General features: G+C 68.7%; 5 protein-coding genes. 4 read left to right on the top strand and 1 reads right to left on the bottom strand.

The genetic code is table 11. The features are described from left to right. The first annotated feature begins 447 nt into the window (after positions 1–447). Complete coding sequence (locus WMF36_RS03150; RefSeq protein WP_437578092.1) at positions 448–5,532, top strand: FG-GAP-like repeat-containing protein; 5,085 nt, start codon at positions 448–450, stop codon at positions 5,530–5,532. A 13-nt stretch (positions 5,533–5,545) separates the two neighbouring features. Here the strand turns inward: WMF36_RS03150 and WMF36_RS03145 are convergent, their stop codons facing one another. Then, a complete protein-coding gene (locus tag WMF36_RS03145; RefSeq protein ID WP_437578090.1) occupies positions 5,546–6,142 on the bottom strand; it encodes a hypothetical protein in 597 nt (198 codons plus the stop codon). A gap of 758 nt (positions 6,143–6,900) precedes the next feature. Here WMF36_RS03145 and drmD point away from each other — a divergent pair. Genes drmD through WMF36_RS03130 form a run of 3 tightly spaced genes read left to right on the top strand, consistent with a single transcriptional unit; the run spans position 6,901 to position 16,756 of the window. Next, entirely contained in the window at positions 6,901–10,239 is a 3,339-nt protein-coding gene (gene drmD / locus WMF36_RS03140; protein WP_437578089.1) for a DISARM system SNF2-like helicase DrmD, read from the top strand. After that, positions 10,236–15,524 carry a hypothetical protein gene (locus WMF36_RS03135; protein ID WP_437578088.1) on the top strand — a complete coding sequence of 1,763 codons (5,289 nt, stop codon included), beginning with the start codon at positions 10,236–10,238 and terminating at the stop codon, positions 15,522–15,524. Before drmD ends, WMF36_RS03135 begins: the two co-directional genes overlap by 4 nt. Then, on the top strand, positions 15,521–16,756 hold the full coding sequence (locus WMF36_RS03130; RefSeq protein WP_437578086.1) for an AAA family ATPase: 1,236 nt from the start codon (positions 15,521–15,523) through the stop codon (positions 16,754–16,756). The genes WMF36_RS03135 and WMF36_RS03130 overlap by 4 nt, the downstream gene beginning before the upstream one ends. The last annotated feature ends 500 nt before the right edge of the window (positions 16,757–17,256 follow it).

Genomic DNA, 17,256 nt, shown 5'->3' with positions numbered 1-17,256 from the left:
CCTGAACCGCCTCGCCGCTGCCCTGAACCGCCTCGCCGCTGCCCCGAACCGCCTCGCCGCTGCCCCGAACCGCCTCGCCGCTGCCCTGAACCGCCTCGCCGCTGCCCTGAACCGCCTCGCCGCTGCCCTTTTCGCCTCGCACCCCGGGGGGCCCCCCACCTCGGAGCCGCTGGAGCTTCACGAGAGAGGTGGTGCATCCATACCCGCCGGGTTGCGACGCCCCGCGCAACCACTTGCGTCCTACCACAACGGATTGCGGCCAGGATCCAGCGAGGACCCGCCTGGCCCGGGACCACCATCGCCTCGCTCGCCGCGATGAGCGATGAGAAGCTCCCCTTCCCCGGCCCGAGCGCTCCCTCTCGACCGCCCCGGCACGGCGCGTGCTCACGGCGGCCGCGCGACTCGATATGAGGTCGCCAGCCCACGACAGAGGTCACGGAGATCCTGATGAAGCTCTTCTGTGCGCGGGCGCAGCTCGCCCTGCTCTCACTGCTGGTGATGCTGTCGTGCGCCGGCGACGGCGCGCCCCAGCTCCAGCTCGGCGCGGTCCGGCAGGCCTTCAACCAGGGGGTTCCTCCCGATCAGCCGGCGGAGCTCAAGCTGCCCGAGACCCCGATCGTCGCCGGCGCGGACGCCGGCTACCTGCCAGGGTCGGGGCAGGTGACGCCGGACGGAGCGTATACTTACCGGCTGCCGATCGACGTACCGCCAGGGCGGGGCATCGAACCGCGCCTCGCCGTCACGTACTCGAGCCGCGCCGGCGACGGCTTGCTGGGGGTCGGGTTCTCGCTGAGCGGCCTCTCGTCGATCCTGCGCTGTCACAAGACGAGGGCCGTCGACGGGGTGGTCGACGGGATCGACAACGACGGGACCGACGTCTTCTGCCTGGACGGCCAGCGGCTCGTGAGCGTGCTCGGCGCCTACGGGGCGGACGGCACCGAATACCGGACCGAGGAAGAGAGCTTCACCCGGGTGATCTCCTATGGCAGCCCGCAGCCGGAGCGCTTCCGGGCGTGGCTGAAGGACGGGCGCATCCGCGATTACGAGCGGGTCGGGCCGCTCGATTTCCGCATGACGAAGGAGCAGGACCGATCCGGCAACACGGTCTCCTATATCTATATGGACTTCGCGGGAGACGACGCGAAGGAGGGCGAGACCGAGCACCTGATCCACAGGATCGAGTACCTGAACCACCGGATCGAGTTCGGCTACGGCTCGGACCGGTACGGCCGGGCGACGCTCTACACGGCCGGCGAGGGTCGAAGGCGGAGCCGGCTCCTGCAATCGATCGCCGTCCACGGGCCGAACCCGAGCGACCAGGGGCTGCTGTGGCGTTACGATCTCGACTACGAGCAGGGCCCCGTGGACAGCGCGGACACGGCACGCGCGCGGCTCGTGGAGGTGAAGCGCTGCGGTGGGCTCGGCGGCTGCTTCCTCGCGCGGCAGTTCAGGTGGTCGTCCCGCTACGGCGACTGGTTCAAGGAGGTCCCGCTCGACGAGCACCCGTGGTTCACCGGCGCAGAGCACCCGCTCGTGCTGGACGTGGACGGCGACGGCAAGGACGAGGTGCTCCTCGAGACCACCGATCCCGCGGCGCCGTACCTCCTCTTGCGCAGCCCGCCCGCGAGCCAGCCGCTGGGCGCGAAGGTGGCGCTCGCCGGAGAGAAGACCGGGAGCTCGCCGGCCCTCGAAGGCGCGATGTTGAAGCATGCGAAGGCGGTGGATGCCGGAGGGGACGGCCGGAGCGAGCTCTTCACCTGGAACCGCCGCGCGGAGCAGTTCGAGATGTACGCCTGGACCGGCAGCGGGTTCGCGCCGACCGGAACCGCGGTGCCGATGTCGCCCGATCTCGGCTCGACGGCTACCGGCGTGGAGCCCTTCCACTTCGCCGATGTGGACGGCGACGGGCTCGCCGACCTGGTGAAGCTGCTCGATAACGTGGTGGACGGGATCTACGACCCGGAGTTCCTGGTGCGGCGCAACCTGCCGAGCGGCGACTTCGGCCACGCGGATGAGACGGGGATCCCTGTCACCACCGACGCGCTCGAGTTCGCGTCGGTCGCGCTCGACGTGCACGGCGACGGTCGCGCAGGCCTGTGGCTGAAGGGCGCTTCCGAGGCGCATTATCGGGATGACGCCGGCGGGGTCGGCGCCGCGGAGATCCCCATGCCCGAGGGCTACCCGGTCGTCGACTCGCACATGGCGGACCTGAACGGAGATGGTCTTCGGGACCTTGTCGCGGTCATGCTTCTCCCGCAGAACATTCCCGTTCTCGTTCTGGCCTGGAACACGGGGAAAGAATTCGTCCGTCAATGGTGGTACTTCGCGTACGACGTGGCCAAGCATCCAGGCACGCTCCAGTTGGCCGATGTCGACGGCGATGGGCGTGACGATTTTATCGTCACCGGCGACGACTCACAGACCATCGAGATCACCCGGCTGCTCGCGATCCCTAAGCCACGCGGGAACCGCGTGTGGCGGAGCAGGACGGTCGCGTCCCCGTCGGCGCGGATCACCGCCGTGCGGCACGGCGACTTCAACGGCGACGGGCTGCTCGACCTGATGTATCTCACCGAGCGCTGCTGGAGCACCACCGAGGGGCCGACGTCGTCGTGCACCTCGGGCACGAAGGTGGGGAGCCTGCGTGTGCTCGTGCAGCAGAGCACGGTCATCGACGTGGTGGACGAGGTCCTGGACGAGGGCGGAACGCGTCGGGAGGAGATCGAGTACGCGCGGCAGTGGACGGACACGCCGGAGCCGGCGACGTGCGCGTATCCCCAGGTGTGCCACCGTCGCGGTATTCCGGTGGTAAGGGAGCATCTCGTGCACGAGGGGATGGGCGCGCCGAGGCGGCGTTATTTCTCGTACGAGGATCCGCGCTCGGACCTTTTGGGGCGGGGCTTCCTCGGCTTCGGGAAGGTCCGCGTGTGGGAGCCGAAGGTGCCGCGCGAGACGGTGACGACGTTCGATCACGGGAGGCGCATCGGCACGCGGTATCCGTTCGCCGGCCGTCCGGCGACCGTGACCGTGGCGACGCCGGTGCTCGAGAACGACTCCGATGGAACGACGGACGAGCCGAGCCGGGCGCTGGCGCGGATCGAGCGCAGGACGATGCACTACAAGGCGCGCGAGCTGAACGGCGGCGTGACGCACGCGGTGTTTCCACAGGACTGGATGAGCCAGGAATGGGAAGAGGAGGTGGCGATCGACTGGGGGCTGGAGGGGCGCGTCCACACCACGCAGATCGATGGCCCGGTGCAGGCGGCGCTGCGGACGCGGTTCGGCTCGACCCGTTTCGACGACTGGGGTAGCCTGGAGCGCGAGACGACCGAGACGGTGGGCGGGACGCGGACGGTGGTGGAGAGGGGTTATGAGCACCGGCTGGAGCCGTGGCTGTTGTCGCTGCCGGCGTGGGAGAAGGTGACGTCGACGGCGGCCGGGGGGACGGCCTCGACGGAGCGGCGCGCCAGCTTCGAGTTCACCGACGCGGGGAGGATCGAGCGCGTCGTGGTCGAGCCGTTGGACATGCCGCGTCCCCAGCTCGCCATGACGGCAACGGTGCACTACGAGTACGACGTCGACGGGCTGTTGCGGTGCGTGACCCAGACGGCGCTGGGGGTGCCGGCGCGGCGTGTCTACATCGGGTACGACGGGACGCCGGGGCACACGGCGCCGAGCGTGATCTGGAACGACCTCGGGCACGCGCAGTGGTTCGCGGTGCACGCCGGGTATGGTGTGGTGATGGCGGAGATGGACGCGAACGGGCTGCAGACGAGCCGTGTCCACGACGATCTCGGCCGGCTGGTGAGCCGGCGGTCGGCCGGCGCCGGCGAGCAGACGCTGAGCTACGAGCAGCGGTGGGATGGGGTGACGGTGCGCACGTCGGACGGGGGCGGGGCGAGCGGGTTCGTCGAGCTCGACGCGTCCGGCAGGCCGCGGCACGTCGGCCATGTCGGCCACGACGGCGCCACGCTGACGAGCGAGACCAGGTACGACGCCTTCGGCCGCGTGATCGCGCAGAGCCGGCCGGCGCGCCGGCTCGACGAGGCGCCGCGGACCAAGCAGGTCTACGACAGCCTCGGTCGGCTGCTGAGGGTGACAGGCCCCGACGGCGCGACGGCGCGCTACACGCATTCGTTCTTCGAGACGACAGCGTCGGACCCGCGGGGCAGCCGGACGAAGCTCGTGCGGGATCTCGACGGCCGCGTCGTGCAGAGCATCTCGTACCTGAGGCAAACGCTTTCGACGGAGCCCGACCGATTCGACCGTTACCCGCCGGTGGCGCTGGCGACACGCTACGAGTACGGTCCGTTCGATCAGATCGAGCGCATCATCGATCCGGACGGCAACGTGACCTCGATTGCCTATGACGTGCGGGGGCGGCGCACGCGGCTCGTGGACCCGGACAGCGGCACGACGCGGTTCTATCACAACGGCGTCGGCGACCTCTACTGGAAGGTGGAGGGCGGTGAGGAGACGAGCTACGAGCACGACGTCATCGGCCGCGTTGATCGGGTGACGGACGTCGATGGAGTGACGGAGTACACGTGGGATACGGCGGCGCACGGGGTGGGGCGTCTCGCGGCCATGACGAGCCCGGATGGGACCACGACGGGCCTCGAGTATGATAAGCACGGGCGCCTGGAATCCTTGACGTGGAGGGTCGATGGCGAGCCGTTCAAGGTGCGCACGACCTATGACCCGCAGGGCCGGGTGGAGACGGTCGCATACCCCGAGGTGCCCGGGGCGCCACGGTTCACGGTGAAGCACGCGTACGACAGCCGGGGCTATCTCGATCACATCGCGGACGTGACGGCGGATCCGACGTCGGCGGGAGCGCCGCTGTGGACGGTGAATGCGCGCAACGAGGACGGGGCGCTGTCGGAGGCCACGTACGGGAGCGGCGTGGTGCTGACGCGGTCGCACGACCCGGTCACGGGCCGGCTGGATACGGTGGAGCAGCGGATCAACGGGGACGTGCTGTCATCGCTCCGGTATGAGTACTACTCCGACGGCCGGGTGAAGGAGCGGTTCGAGCCGGAGGGCGATCGGAGCGAGAGCTACGTTTACGATACGCTGCACCGGCTGCGCGTGTGGAGCTTGAAGTCCGGCGGCGTGGAGCAGAAGACGGGGTACGAGCTTGATCGGCTGGGAAACCTGACGCGGGTGCTGGTCGATGGCGAGGAGCGAGAGAGGAACGAGTATCTGGATGCGCGCCCGCACGCGGTGTCGTCGAACCTCGATGGCAGCTTCTATTACGACGCGCGCGGGCGGCTGGTGCAGGATCCGGAGCGGGAGATCCGCTACACGAGCTTCGACCTGCCCCGGGAGATCACCACGGCGGCGGGCGTGACGCGCTTCGACTACGACGCGGCGGGCGCGCGGGTACGCAAGGTGGGCCCCGCGGGGACGACGGTGACGGTGGGCGGCCTGTACGAGCGGCGGCAGGGGGTCACCCCCGCATGCGCGGGACAGGGCGTCACCGTCGTCCCCGCGCACGCGGGGGGTCGTCCCTGCGCACGCGGGGCGTGAACCTCTCCGAGGCTTACGCCTCGTCTGCGACGGGCAGCGGGCTCGTGGCCGGCGCCGGCTTGCGGCTCTTCTTCGCCGCGGGCCCGGCGGCGACGTTCCTCCGCATGAAGTCGATGACCGGCGCCAGGACGTCCATCACCTTGCGATCGGTCTGCGCGTGCGTCTTGGCGATCCGGTAGGCTGCATAGAGCGTCTCGCGGAACTTGATGGCCGCGTAGAGCGTCGAGTCGCCGATCTCTCCCCCGATCGGCGAGAGGCTCTCCGCGACCTCGCTGAAGAGCTGGTGCTTCTCGATGCGGTCCCGGAGCAGCGCGCTCTCGAAGCGGTTCGGGTCCATCCCTTCGTCCTGATCCGCCAGCGACTCGAACAGGGCGGGCTTCATGTCCACCACGTCGAGCACCTTGTTCAGCATCACATGCTCGCCGTCACGAAGCCGCGGCGCGGTCTGCCGCTGCTCCTTCGTCAGCGTCACGAGCCCCGGGAACAGGCTGTCGAGCTTCTCCCCGAGCTCGGCGGCCAGCGCCTTGGCCTTCTCGGCGCGCGCCCGGAACTCGTCGATCGGCATGTCTTCCCACGTGGTCCAATTCGAATCCTTCTTCTTCGAAGCCATTGGTTTCTCCTCCCGTGCTTCAGTTGCGAGCGGGTACCGTAAGATGGCGTGTCCGGTCTCGCAAGCATGCCTGGCTGCCAGAGCACGAACTCCACGCTAGGAGGAACGCGGAGGCGGCCTCTGTTGACGGCAGCCGTGACCACCGCCGTAGCTCGACCGCAGAGGGAGCAGAGCTACTGCATCTCTTCAACTTCGACGGTACGCTCGGCCTCCGGAGGCGCACCGGGTGTCGCAGTGTCTCTCCGCGCTCGCCCACGCACCGAGAGCGCACGGACGGAGCGCACCGAGAGCGCACGGACGGAGGTTGAGCACTCCAAGACGAGCATGCTGACCGCCCCTCGGTCGCCCTGAACCGCCTCGCCGCTGCCCTGAACCGCCTCGCCGCTGCCCTGAACCGCCTCGCCGCTGCCCTGAACCGCCTCGCCGCTGCCCTGAACCGCCTCGCCGCTGCCCTGAACCGCCTCGCCGCTGCCCTTTTCGCCTCCCACCCCGGGGGGCCCCCACCTCACCCCGGGGGCCCCCCGGGTGGGAGCCCCCAGCGCAGCTCGACCGGGGGGGCCGGCCCGCACGCCTGCCGCCACGCTCACGATGCGCCGCACCGCTCCGGGCACCACCGCTGCCGCGCCCGCGCGCCCGTGCGATGGCCGGGTAGCTTTTTTCACCGGATACCGGGCCGGGTTGTTACAGCTGGCCGTTGATGCGTCCTCCGATCCCGCAGCCAGCGGCGACGAGCGACCCCCAGGATAGGATGCCCGACCATGAGTGAACCGGCTGGCAACCCCCGCGTTGGCATGATGGCAACCGTGCGCAACCGCCGCGGGCTCGTCGTGTCGGTCGACCCGTTCGATGCGGCCCCCGAGGGACGCCTCCACCTCGTCCGGGTCGAGTACACCGATCCCGACGGCGCCCCGGACGACACCCTCCTCTGGGAGCGCGAGCACAACCGGGCGCTCCTCGAGCCGACCGCCCTGCCCCGGATCGCCGACCAGCCGCCCATGCCCGGCGACGACTTCGACGCCCTCGTCCGCGCGACCCGATGGAGCGCCCTCACGCCATTTCTCAGCCCGGAGGCAGCCGATCAGCCGTCGGACCTGCCCATCGCCTCGCCCTTCTTCGGCGCGGTCCAGGTCGACGATTTCCAGCTCGTCCCGCTCCTCAAGGCCCTCCAGATGCCCCGGGTCTCCCTGCTCCTCGCCGACGATGTCGGCCTCGGAAAGACCGTGGAAGCCGGGCTCGTGCTCACCGAGCTGCTCCTTCGCCGCCGCATCCGGCGCGTGCTCGTCCTCACGCCGGCCTCGCTCCGCAAACAGTGGCAGCAGGAGATGCGGGACAAGTTCTCGCTCGGGTTCGATCTCATCGACCGCGCCGAGACCCACGCGCTCCAGGCCCGCCTCGGGCTCGACGCCAACCCGTGGCGCACCTTTCCGCGGATCATCGCGTCGTACTACTACTTGCGCCAGCCGGACGTACTCGAGCAGTTCCTCGCCGTGTGCCGCGCCCAGGCGCCGGGCGCCTACCAGCTCCCGTGGGACCTCCTCGTCGTCGACGAGGCGCACAACCTGATGCCCTCGAACTTCGGCGACGACAGCGAGCTGTCGCAGATGCTCCGGCTCATCAGCCCGTACTTCGAGCACAAGCTCTTCCTCACCGCGACGCCGCACAACGGACACACCCGGTGCTTCTCCGGGCTCTTGGAGCAGCTCGACCCGGTTCGCTTCACCCAGAAGAGCGACCTCTCCGACGAGGAGAAGAAGCGGATCGAGGACGTGCTCGTGCGGCGGCTCAAGCGCGACATCAACGCGCTCGACGACAGCCTCGACCGGCCGCGCCGCTTCGCCGAGCGCTACCCCGAGCCCCTGCCCCTCTTCTTCAGTCCTCGCGAGCAGGCGCTCGCGACCGCGTTCGCGGCGTTCCGCGAGCGGATCAAGACCGCCACGGCGAAGGCGAGCAAGGCCGACCGCACCGCCGGGATGTTCGCGGTCGAGGTGCTTAACAAGCGCCTCCTCTCGTGCCCGGCCACCTTCGCCGACTCCTGGGTTCGATTCCGCCTGGGCCTCGCCGAGGCCGAGGCCGCCGAGGCCGCCGAGGTCTCGGCCGCCAAGCGCGCAGCCGACGAGGAGCTCGACGACGATCGCGAGCGCGAAGGGCGCGCCGCGCACGCCGCCAGGGTCGTCGGGGCCTGGCTCAAGCCGCTCGCAGGACGGCTCGACGCCGAGATTGCCGCCATCGATCAGGCGCTCGCGCGGCTCGGCCTCCAGCCGATCGAGGACGCCAAGGACACAGGCGCTCTCGTCCTCGGCGAGCCCTCCGAAGACGCCCGCTTCGATCGCTTGCTGGCGCTGATCGAACAGAAGCTCCGCAAGGGCAAGGCGTGGGGGGACGAGGAGCGGCTGATCGTCTTCACCGAGTACAAGACCACTCTCGACTACCTCGTCCGGCGGCTCCAGAAGGCGTTCGGGGAGGCGCGGCGCGAGGCGGGGTCGAAGAAGAGCGCGGGCGCCGCGGCCCCCCGCACGGACGCCCTGCGGGTGCTCTACGGCGGCCTGGACTTCGGGGAGCGGGACGCCATCAAGCGGGCGTTCAACGATCCCGACGATCCCGTACGCGTCCTCCTCGCCACCGACGCCGCCGCCGAGGGCCTCAACCTCCAGGAGACGGCGCGCCTGCTGCTCCACTACGACATCCCGTGGAACCCGGCGCGGCTCGAGCAGCGCAACGGGCGCCTCGATCGGCACGGCCAGGCGCGCGACGTCAGCGTCTACCACTTCACCAGCGAGAACGACGCCGACCTCCAGTTCCTCGGCAAGGTCGTGACCAAGGTCCACGCCATCCGCGAGGACCTCGGCTCGATGGGCGAGGTCTTCGACGCAGCCTTCCAGCGCCGGTTCGCGGACCTGGAGGACGCCGAGCGCGTCGCCTCGGGCCTCGACGCCGATGTGGCGCGGCAGAAGGACCGCGCGGCCCTCCCGAGGCAGGCCGTCGACGCGGCCACCGCGCAGGAGGCGGAGCGGCTCCAGCGCCTCTGCCGGCACATCGATCTCGCGCCCGACACGCTCCGGCGCACGCTCGAGATCGCGCTCGGCCTCGGGGTGGGCCGGCCTCGCCTCCTCGGCCCCGATGGGCGCGGCCGCATGCAGCTGAAGCAGCCGATCCCGCCGCGCTGGGAGGCGCTTGTCGACGACAGCCTCCGGCTCCCGACGGGCGAAGGCGGGCGCGGTCGCGGCGGGTTGCCCGGGCTCATCTTCGACGCCAGGCAGTTCGTCACCGTGCACGGCGGCCGCCCGGTCTTCCGGCCCACGAAGGACACGGTGCTCCTCCACCTCGGACACCCCATGTTCCGCGAGGCGCTCACCACCTTCGCGCGCCTCCGCTTCCCCGGCGAGAAGGAGGTCATCGTGAGCCGGTGGACGGCCCGCCGCGGCGCCGTCCCGGCCGGCGCGGACGCGCTGCTCCTCGTGACCGTCGAGGAGCTCGGCGTGAACGAGCTGCGCGAGCCGTTCCACCACTGGGTGCGGACGATCCGGATCCCGGTGAAGGACGGCGAGCTCGGCGCGCCCGTGGCGTACGTGGCGCCGGCCGACGAGCAGGTCGCGCCCGGCCCGCTCGACGACGACACGCGCCGCGCCGCCCTGGCCTGCTGGGACGAGGTCTCGCTCGACGTGGGCCCCGCCCTCAAGAAGCTCGCCGCCGATCTCGGCGCGCGGCTCGGCGAGCACCTCGCGGCCGCCGGGAAGCGGGCCCTGACCGAGGAGAGGAAGCGTTACCAGCACCGCCTCAAGGAGGTCGAGGCCGCGATGCGCGAGACCACGCTCGCGAAGCTCGAGAAGGAGCGCGACAAGCTGATCGATCGCCTGAAACAGGGGAGCCTGTTCCCCGACATCGCCCGCGAGACGGAGGCCCGGCTCGTCGACCTCAATGACGAGCTCCACCGGCGGAGGACGCATTACCAGGATCTCCTCCGGGTCCTGGAGGCCGACCAGGAGCGGGTGCTCACGCGCATGCTCCCGCGCCGCCATGCGCTCCACGGCGCGGCCCAGGTCTTCCCCGTGGCCATCGAGATCCGGCTGCCCGCCGCTCACTCCGGAGACGCGCGATGACCGACGCCCTGTTCGCCGATCCCACGCCGCGACGCGCCTCGGACGCGCCCGCGGAGGAGCCGTATGCCTGGTGGGCCTCGCTCAACCACGGCGGCCTGCTCGTCGCGCCGTCGAAGCTGGCGGAGCATTTCCCACCCCGGCTCGAGCCGCTCCCCGCGGCGATGGGCGAGCGCCTTCGCCGGGATCTCACCCGCCTTCACCAGGGCGGGGACGAGCGGCTCGCCGTGCTCCTCGACACCGTGCTCGAAGACCTCCTCGGCCTCCACAAGGCGCGCTTCAAGAAGGGGAGCGAGGTCGACAAGACGTGGTCCCAGCCCGCGGTCACGGGCGAGATCCTCCGGCCTCGCCGCGTCTGGCTCGGTCCGAACGGCGCCGTGCTGCCTGTGTTCGTCGACACGACGGTCGGCCGTCTCGGCATCGGCCGTGGCAAGCGGCCCGTGTCGCGCGTCGTCGAGTGGCTCCGCCGGATCGGGCAAGATCCCGCGATCAAGACCGCCGGGCTCGCCCCGCCGCGGGTCGCGCTCCTCGCCAACGCGCGCCAGCTCCGGCTCGTCCACGCGGGCACCGACTACGACGCGTTCTGCGAGTGGGACACGGCGCTCTGGTTCTCGGGCGGCGCGCCGGGCCCGCAGGTCCAGGCGCTCCGTGCCCTGCTCTCGGCCGAGGCCCTGACGCCGCCGGCCGAAGGGAAGCTGTCGAAGCTCGTCGAGGCGATCCAGGCGTCGCGCCAGGGCCAGGCCGAGCTCTCGTCCGCGCTGGGCGAGCGCGTCCGTCAGGCCGTCGAGCTGCTCATCCGCGAGTCGGCGCCGGTGCTCGAGCCCATCGACGCCGGGGAGCACGCCGATCCCGCCGAGCCGGGTCGCGTCGCCCGGCGCTCCATCTACGTCGCCGCGACGCGCCTTGTCATGCGGTGCGTGGTGATCCTCTTCGCCGAGGCGCGCGAGCTGCTGCCGCGCAGCAACGCGGTGTACGAGGGCTCGTACGGCCTGGAGGGCCTCCGCGCGCAGCTCGATCGCATGGCCGGCGGGCGCGCGGCGGAGCGCCTCCGCCACAGCCACGGCGCCTGGCCCCGGCTCGTGTCGCTCTTCCGGCTCGTCTACCAAGGCTCCGGGCACGAGGCGCTCCCCGTGCCGCGCTACGGGGGCGGCCTGTTCACGCCCGGCGACGCCGGCTCCCCCGATCCGGTGCTGCGCGCGCTCGCGGCCTTCGAGAGCGCGAAGAACGAGCCCACCGACCACGCGGTGCACGGGGTGCTCGAGCTGCTCTGCAAGAGCCGCGTCCGCGTGCGCCAGGGCCGCGCGAGCAAGTGGGTGGAGGCGCCCGTCGACTTCTCGGACCTCTCGTCCGAGTACCTCGGCATCCTCTACGAAGGTCTGCTCGACTTCGAGCTTCGCCGCGCGCCCGCCGAGGATGCGATGGTGTTCCTGAACCTCGGCGCCCAGCCGGCGCTGCCGCTCCAGCGCCTCGATCGGATGAAGAACGAGGAGCTCGGGCAGCTGCTCGACAAGCTGAAGAAGTCGGGCGAGAAGGTCGAGGCCGACGGCGAGGACGAGGGCGAGGACGCGGGGGCAGAGGACGCCGAGCCGGAGGGCGATGCCGGGGGCGAGGCGGAGGAGGGCGCGGAGGCCCCTGCGGCCGATGCGCTCGAGGACCTCGGCGGCGACGACCGGGCGCGCGTGGTCCGCGAGATGGCGCAGACCTGGGCCGAGCGGGCGGTGAAGGCCGCGAAGCTCGTGAAGTACCCGAAGAAGGACACAGATCCCCGGGTCCGCGAGCAGTGGAACCGCGACGTGGAGGCGACGGCGCGGGCCCTTGTGCAGCGGCTGATCCTCCCCGGCGGGTGGTTTCTCGTGCGCTGGGGCGGCACGCGCAAGGGCTCGGGGACCTTCTACACCCGGCCCCAGCTCGCGGGCCCGATCGTGCGCCGGGCGCTCCAGCCGCTGGCGTATGCGCCCGTGCGCGAGGAGAAGGACGAGGCCACCGGGCTCGTCACTGTGACCGAATGGGCGCCGAGGAAGCCGGAGGAGATCCTCGCGCTCAAGGTGTGCGATCCGGCGATGGGGTCTGGATCGTTCCTGATCTCGGCGCTGCGGTACCTCACCGAGGCGCTCGTCGAGAGCCTCCATCACCACGGGCGCCTCGAGGAGCGGCCCGAGCAGACGATCTGCCGGCTCGCCGACGGGCTGCCGGCCGACCACCCGTCGCACGAGACCCTCCCCGTCCCGAAGGACCACCCGGACTTCGATGACAAGCTCCGCGCCCGGCTCAAGCGGTACGTTGTGGAGCGCTGTCTCTACGGCGTGGACCTCGACCCGCTGGCGGTGGAGCTCGCGCGCACGGCGCTGTGGGTCGAGACGATGGACTGGCAACTGCCGTTCGGGTTCCTCGACCACAAGCTGAAGTGCGGCAACTCCCTGGTCGGGTGCTGGTTCGACCAGTTCCAGGACTATCCCATCATGGCCTGGGAACGGGAGGGCGGGGACAAGGGGCACGTCCAGTTCGTGCACCACTACCGCGAGGTCGTGGTCACGAAGGGGAAGGACAAGGGGAAGACGCAGCGGCTCGGGGACAAGTGGACGGCGGCCATCAAGGAGCGGCGGGATGAGGTGATCAAGCCGGAGCTCGCGTCGTGGCTGATGCAGCGGGACCCGAAGCAGGTCGCGATGTGGAGGGCGGAGGGGAAGGACGCCGACGCGCTCCATGCCGAGGCGCTCGTAGTCTTCGAGCGGCTGCACGCGCTGCCGGTGCACGATGCCGAGGGGCGGGAAGCTATTTACAAGGCAAAGTTCGCGGAAAATGGATCGATTCAGGAACTCAAGGCGGCGTTCGACACGTGGTGCGCGTTATGGTTCTGGCCGGGGGATGAGCTCGAAGCCGCGCCGGGACCGAAGGACTTGCTCGATCCGAGCGAGCGGGCACGGGCCGTCGTCATGCGTCTCATCGAGCAGCACAGGTTCTTTCACTGGGAATTGGAATTCCCCGACGTCTTTATGGGGCCAACGACTGGGTTCCACACAGTGGTTGGCAATCCACCGTGGGAGACCCAGAAGCCGAATTCGATGGAGTTTTTCTCGAACCGCGACCCTCTCTACCGCACCTACAAGAAACAGGATGCACTGCGGCGCCAAGTAGAGATGTTCGAACGGGCGATCGAGAACGAAGAAAGCTGGCTCACGTACAGCGCTCATATCAAAGCGTTCTCGAATTGGACAAAGCGAGTCGCAGAACCATTTGACAGCCAATCCACGGCCGTCGGTTTAGCTGTTCGCGGCACGCACACTGACAGCCATATGCTTGCTGTGCGCTGGCACTCGCCCCGTGGGAGATCTATCACTTATTGCGATCCACGGCACCCATTTCGCTTCCAAGGCTCAGGTGTCGACGCAAACACCTACAAAATGTTCCTCGAGATGGCGCACGCACTGCTCGCTGAGGGTGGCTGCCTCGGGTTCCTTGTGCCCAGCGGTACGTATTCCGACAACGCAAGCGCTCCCCTCCGAGAGCTATTTTTGCGCCGCTCCAACTGGACGCACCTGTACGTCTTTCAGAACGAGCGGTTCGTGTTTGATGGAATCCACCACAGCTTCAAGATTGCTGCGGTACATGTCCGAAAGTGCGAACCAGCCTCCGCGTTGCGAGCCCGTTTCCGAGTGGGACCAGGGGATTCGCCGGAAGCGCACGAAATCGAGACAGATCTCGATACGAACGTCGGGTACCTCCCGCTCAGCACTGACCAGATCGACAGATTTAGCCCAGCGAGTGGAGCCATTCTTGAACTCCGCACAAATCGCGATCTTTCAGCAATGGACAAGATCTACCGGAGTTCAGTTCGACTTAGCGACTCGTCGGCGGATTCATGGCAAATTGCGCACCGACAAGAGTTCCATATGACCCACGACTCTCCGATGTTCGTGGGACGACATCAACTCGAATCCGACGGCTATAAGGCGAGCGAGCACTCTCACTGGCTAAAGGGACATTGGCAGCCTCACATCAATACAAAATCCCATAGCACAAAGAACGACAAATCCATTTTGTCGCCAGATCAAACCGCACTAGTTCACCTTGATAACATCGAAAATATCGCACTTCCGCTGTATCAGGGGATCATGGTTCGGGCGTTTGAGCCTGGGGCAAAAGCCTGGATTTCGGGCACAGGACTGAGCGCTGTCTGGGAGGATTCTCCCGGAAGGGTCTTGCCTCAGTATCTCATGAACAAACAATCTTATCTTTCAACTGAGCGAGGCACCGTCGGCTGGAAGGTAGCGTATCGCAGAATCGCAAGAAGCACCGATACGCGAACATGGATCAGCTGCCCGCTTTATGGCGCGCCTACGGGCGACAGCATGTACGTGCTCTGGCCTGGGGACCAATCGGCACTTCGAGTCGCCGCGCTTACGGCGGTATTGAATTCGTTTGTGTATGACTGGATGCTGAGGAATCGGCTCGGTGGCACCAATATCAGCTGGTTCGTGCTTGAAGACACGGTCATCGTTCCGCCACGTTCCCCTCGGCTTGGCGAAGCGGGTGTCTTTGCGATCAGGCTTTCCGGATGTTCGGTGGCCATGGCCCCGCTTTGGATGAACAACCTTGCCACCACGACACGTCCCTGGCGCCGCCTCTGGGCCGTCACCCCCCACGAGCGCCTCCGCCTCCGCGCCATCCTAGACGCCGCCGTCGCCGAGCTCTACGGCCTCGATCACGACGACTTCGCCTGGATCCTCCGCGACTGCGACCACCCCGTCGCCAATGTCTGCAACAAGCCGTTCTCCCGCACCCTTGACCCCAAGGGTTTCTGGCGCGTCGACAAGGAGCAGGACCCCGAGCTGCGCCACCCCGTGCTCTCCCTCGTCGCCTTCCACGAGCTGAAGCGCATGGGCCTCGACGCCTTCCTCGCCCTCAACGACGGCGACGGCTGGATGCTCCCCGAGACCCTCCGGCTCGCGGACTACGGCCTCGGGCACGACGCGCGGGCGAAGGAGCCCCAGCCCGTGGCCGCGCGGCTCGGTGACCGCTTCCTGCCCTGGCAGCTCGAGCAGGGCGTCGAGGAGTCCTGGGAAGAGTGCCGGCGCCACGCCGAGCTCATCGAGAAGATCCTGGGGCCGACAGTGACAGTGAAGGAGCCCGCTCCGGCGGCAACCGCCGGCCAGACGCCGCCGGTGGACAAACCCTACGAGGTCAACACCCAAGGGCAAGCCGTGCTGTTCGCCGCCGAGCCGGTGCAGAAGGATCTGTTCGGCAATGTCGTGGAGCCGGCGGCGCGGAGAGGGAAAAAGAAGCGATGACCAAGGGCCAACAAGCGCCCGTCCCGCGGATCGAGTCGCTCCACGTCGAGAACTACCGCGCGCTGAAACAGCTCGACCTCGAGGCGATCACCCCGCTCACCGTGTTCCTCGGGCCGAACGGCAGCGGCAAGTCGACGCTCTTCGACGTCTTCGCCTTTCTCTCCGAATCCTTCTCGCTGGGCCTCCACAAGGCCTGGGACCGGCGCGGCCGCTTCAAGGAGCTCCGCACGAGGGGCGCCGAGGGGCCGATCGTCTTCGAGCTCCAGTACCGCGAGAAGCCCAAGGCCCCGCTCATCACCTACCACCTCGAGATCGACGAGGAGCCCAGGGGCCCCGTGGTCTCGAGCGAGTGGCTGCGCTGGCAGCGCGGGGAACACGACCGACCGTGGCGATTCCTGGATTTCAAACGGGGTGAGGGCGTGGTCGCCTCTGGAGAGGATCCCGACGAGACGGCCGAGCGCATCGAGGAGCGCCTCGACTCCCCCGAGCTGCTCGCCGTGAACACCCTCGGTCAGCTCGCCAAGCACCCGCGGGTGGGCGCGCTCCGCCGGTTCATCACGAGCTGGTACCTGACCTACCTGTCCGCGGACAGCGCCCGCAGTACGCCGGAGGCCGGCGCCCAGGAGCGGCTCTCGCAGACGGGCGACAACCTGCCCAACGTCATCCAGTACCTCAAGGAGCAGCACCCGGAGCGCCTCGATACGATCCTGGGCGTGCTCGCGCGCCGCGTCCCCAAGCTCGAAAAGGTCACGGCAGAGCCGATGGAGGATGGACGGCTGCTCCTTCAGATCAAGGACGCGCCGTTCAAGAAACCCGTCCTTGCGAAGTACGCCTCCGACGGCACGCTCAAGCTCCTGGCCTACCTCACGGTCCTCTACGATCCTTCCCCTCCCCAGCTCATCGGGATCGAGGAGCCCGAGAATTACCTCCACCCGCGCCTCCTCCCCGAGCTCGCGGAGGAGTGTCGCAACGCCTCGGAGAGGACCCAGCTCCTCGTGACCTCGCACTCGCCGTTCTTCGTGTCCGACCTCAAACCCGAGGAGCTCCGCGTGCTCTACCGCGACGAGCACGGCTACACGCAGGCGCGCCGCGTGGCCGACATGGACCGAGCCCTCGCGATGTACGAGGCCGGCGGCAAGCTCGGTCACCTCTGGATGGAGGGGTACTTCGACGTCGGCGATCCGCTGGTCCGCGCCGGCGGCCCCGTCGCGCCCCATGCTCCGCTTCGCTAAGGCGTTCCCCGATCGGCGAATCGTCTCGGCGCTGCTGAGAGAATCATCCGGTTCCTCCGGAGGATCGATGGGTGCGCGTTCCGCTGCCAGCGGACGCGGCGCAAGGACCTGAACGACACCCTCTCATGTGTTCCACGTGGACGCATCGATGCGCAGCTCTGAGCGTGACACGACGCTGCTTACAAAGCATCGATAGCGCACCATAGACCACGCTGACGATCGGCCGTTCGTCGCGGGAGGACACATGAACATTGCCCATTCCATCACGACCACATTCATCGCGTTGTGCGTCGGTTGCATGGTGAGCCCAGCCGAGCATACTTCGCATGAATCGTCACAAGAGGAAATTCAGGAGACGAACGATACCGGTTCGCCTCCCGCTCCGACGCCCACCATCGCGCCGATAGAGATAGCTATCGATGCGATTGACGAGATCTCTTCGCGAGGCACCTGCGAAGACGCGTGCGAGCTGTACCATCGGCACTGGAGCCAGCTCTGCA

The organism is Sorangium sp. So ce887, from assembly GCF_051521455.1.
GTDB lineage: Bacteria > Myxococcota_A > Polyangia > Polyangiales > Polyangiaceae > Sorangium.
The sequence above is the reverse complement of the archived record's forward strand: the minus strand, read 5'-3'. Positions and strand labels throughout refer to the sequence as shown.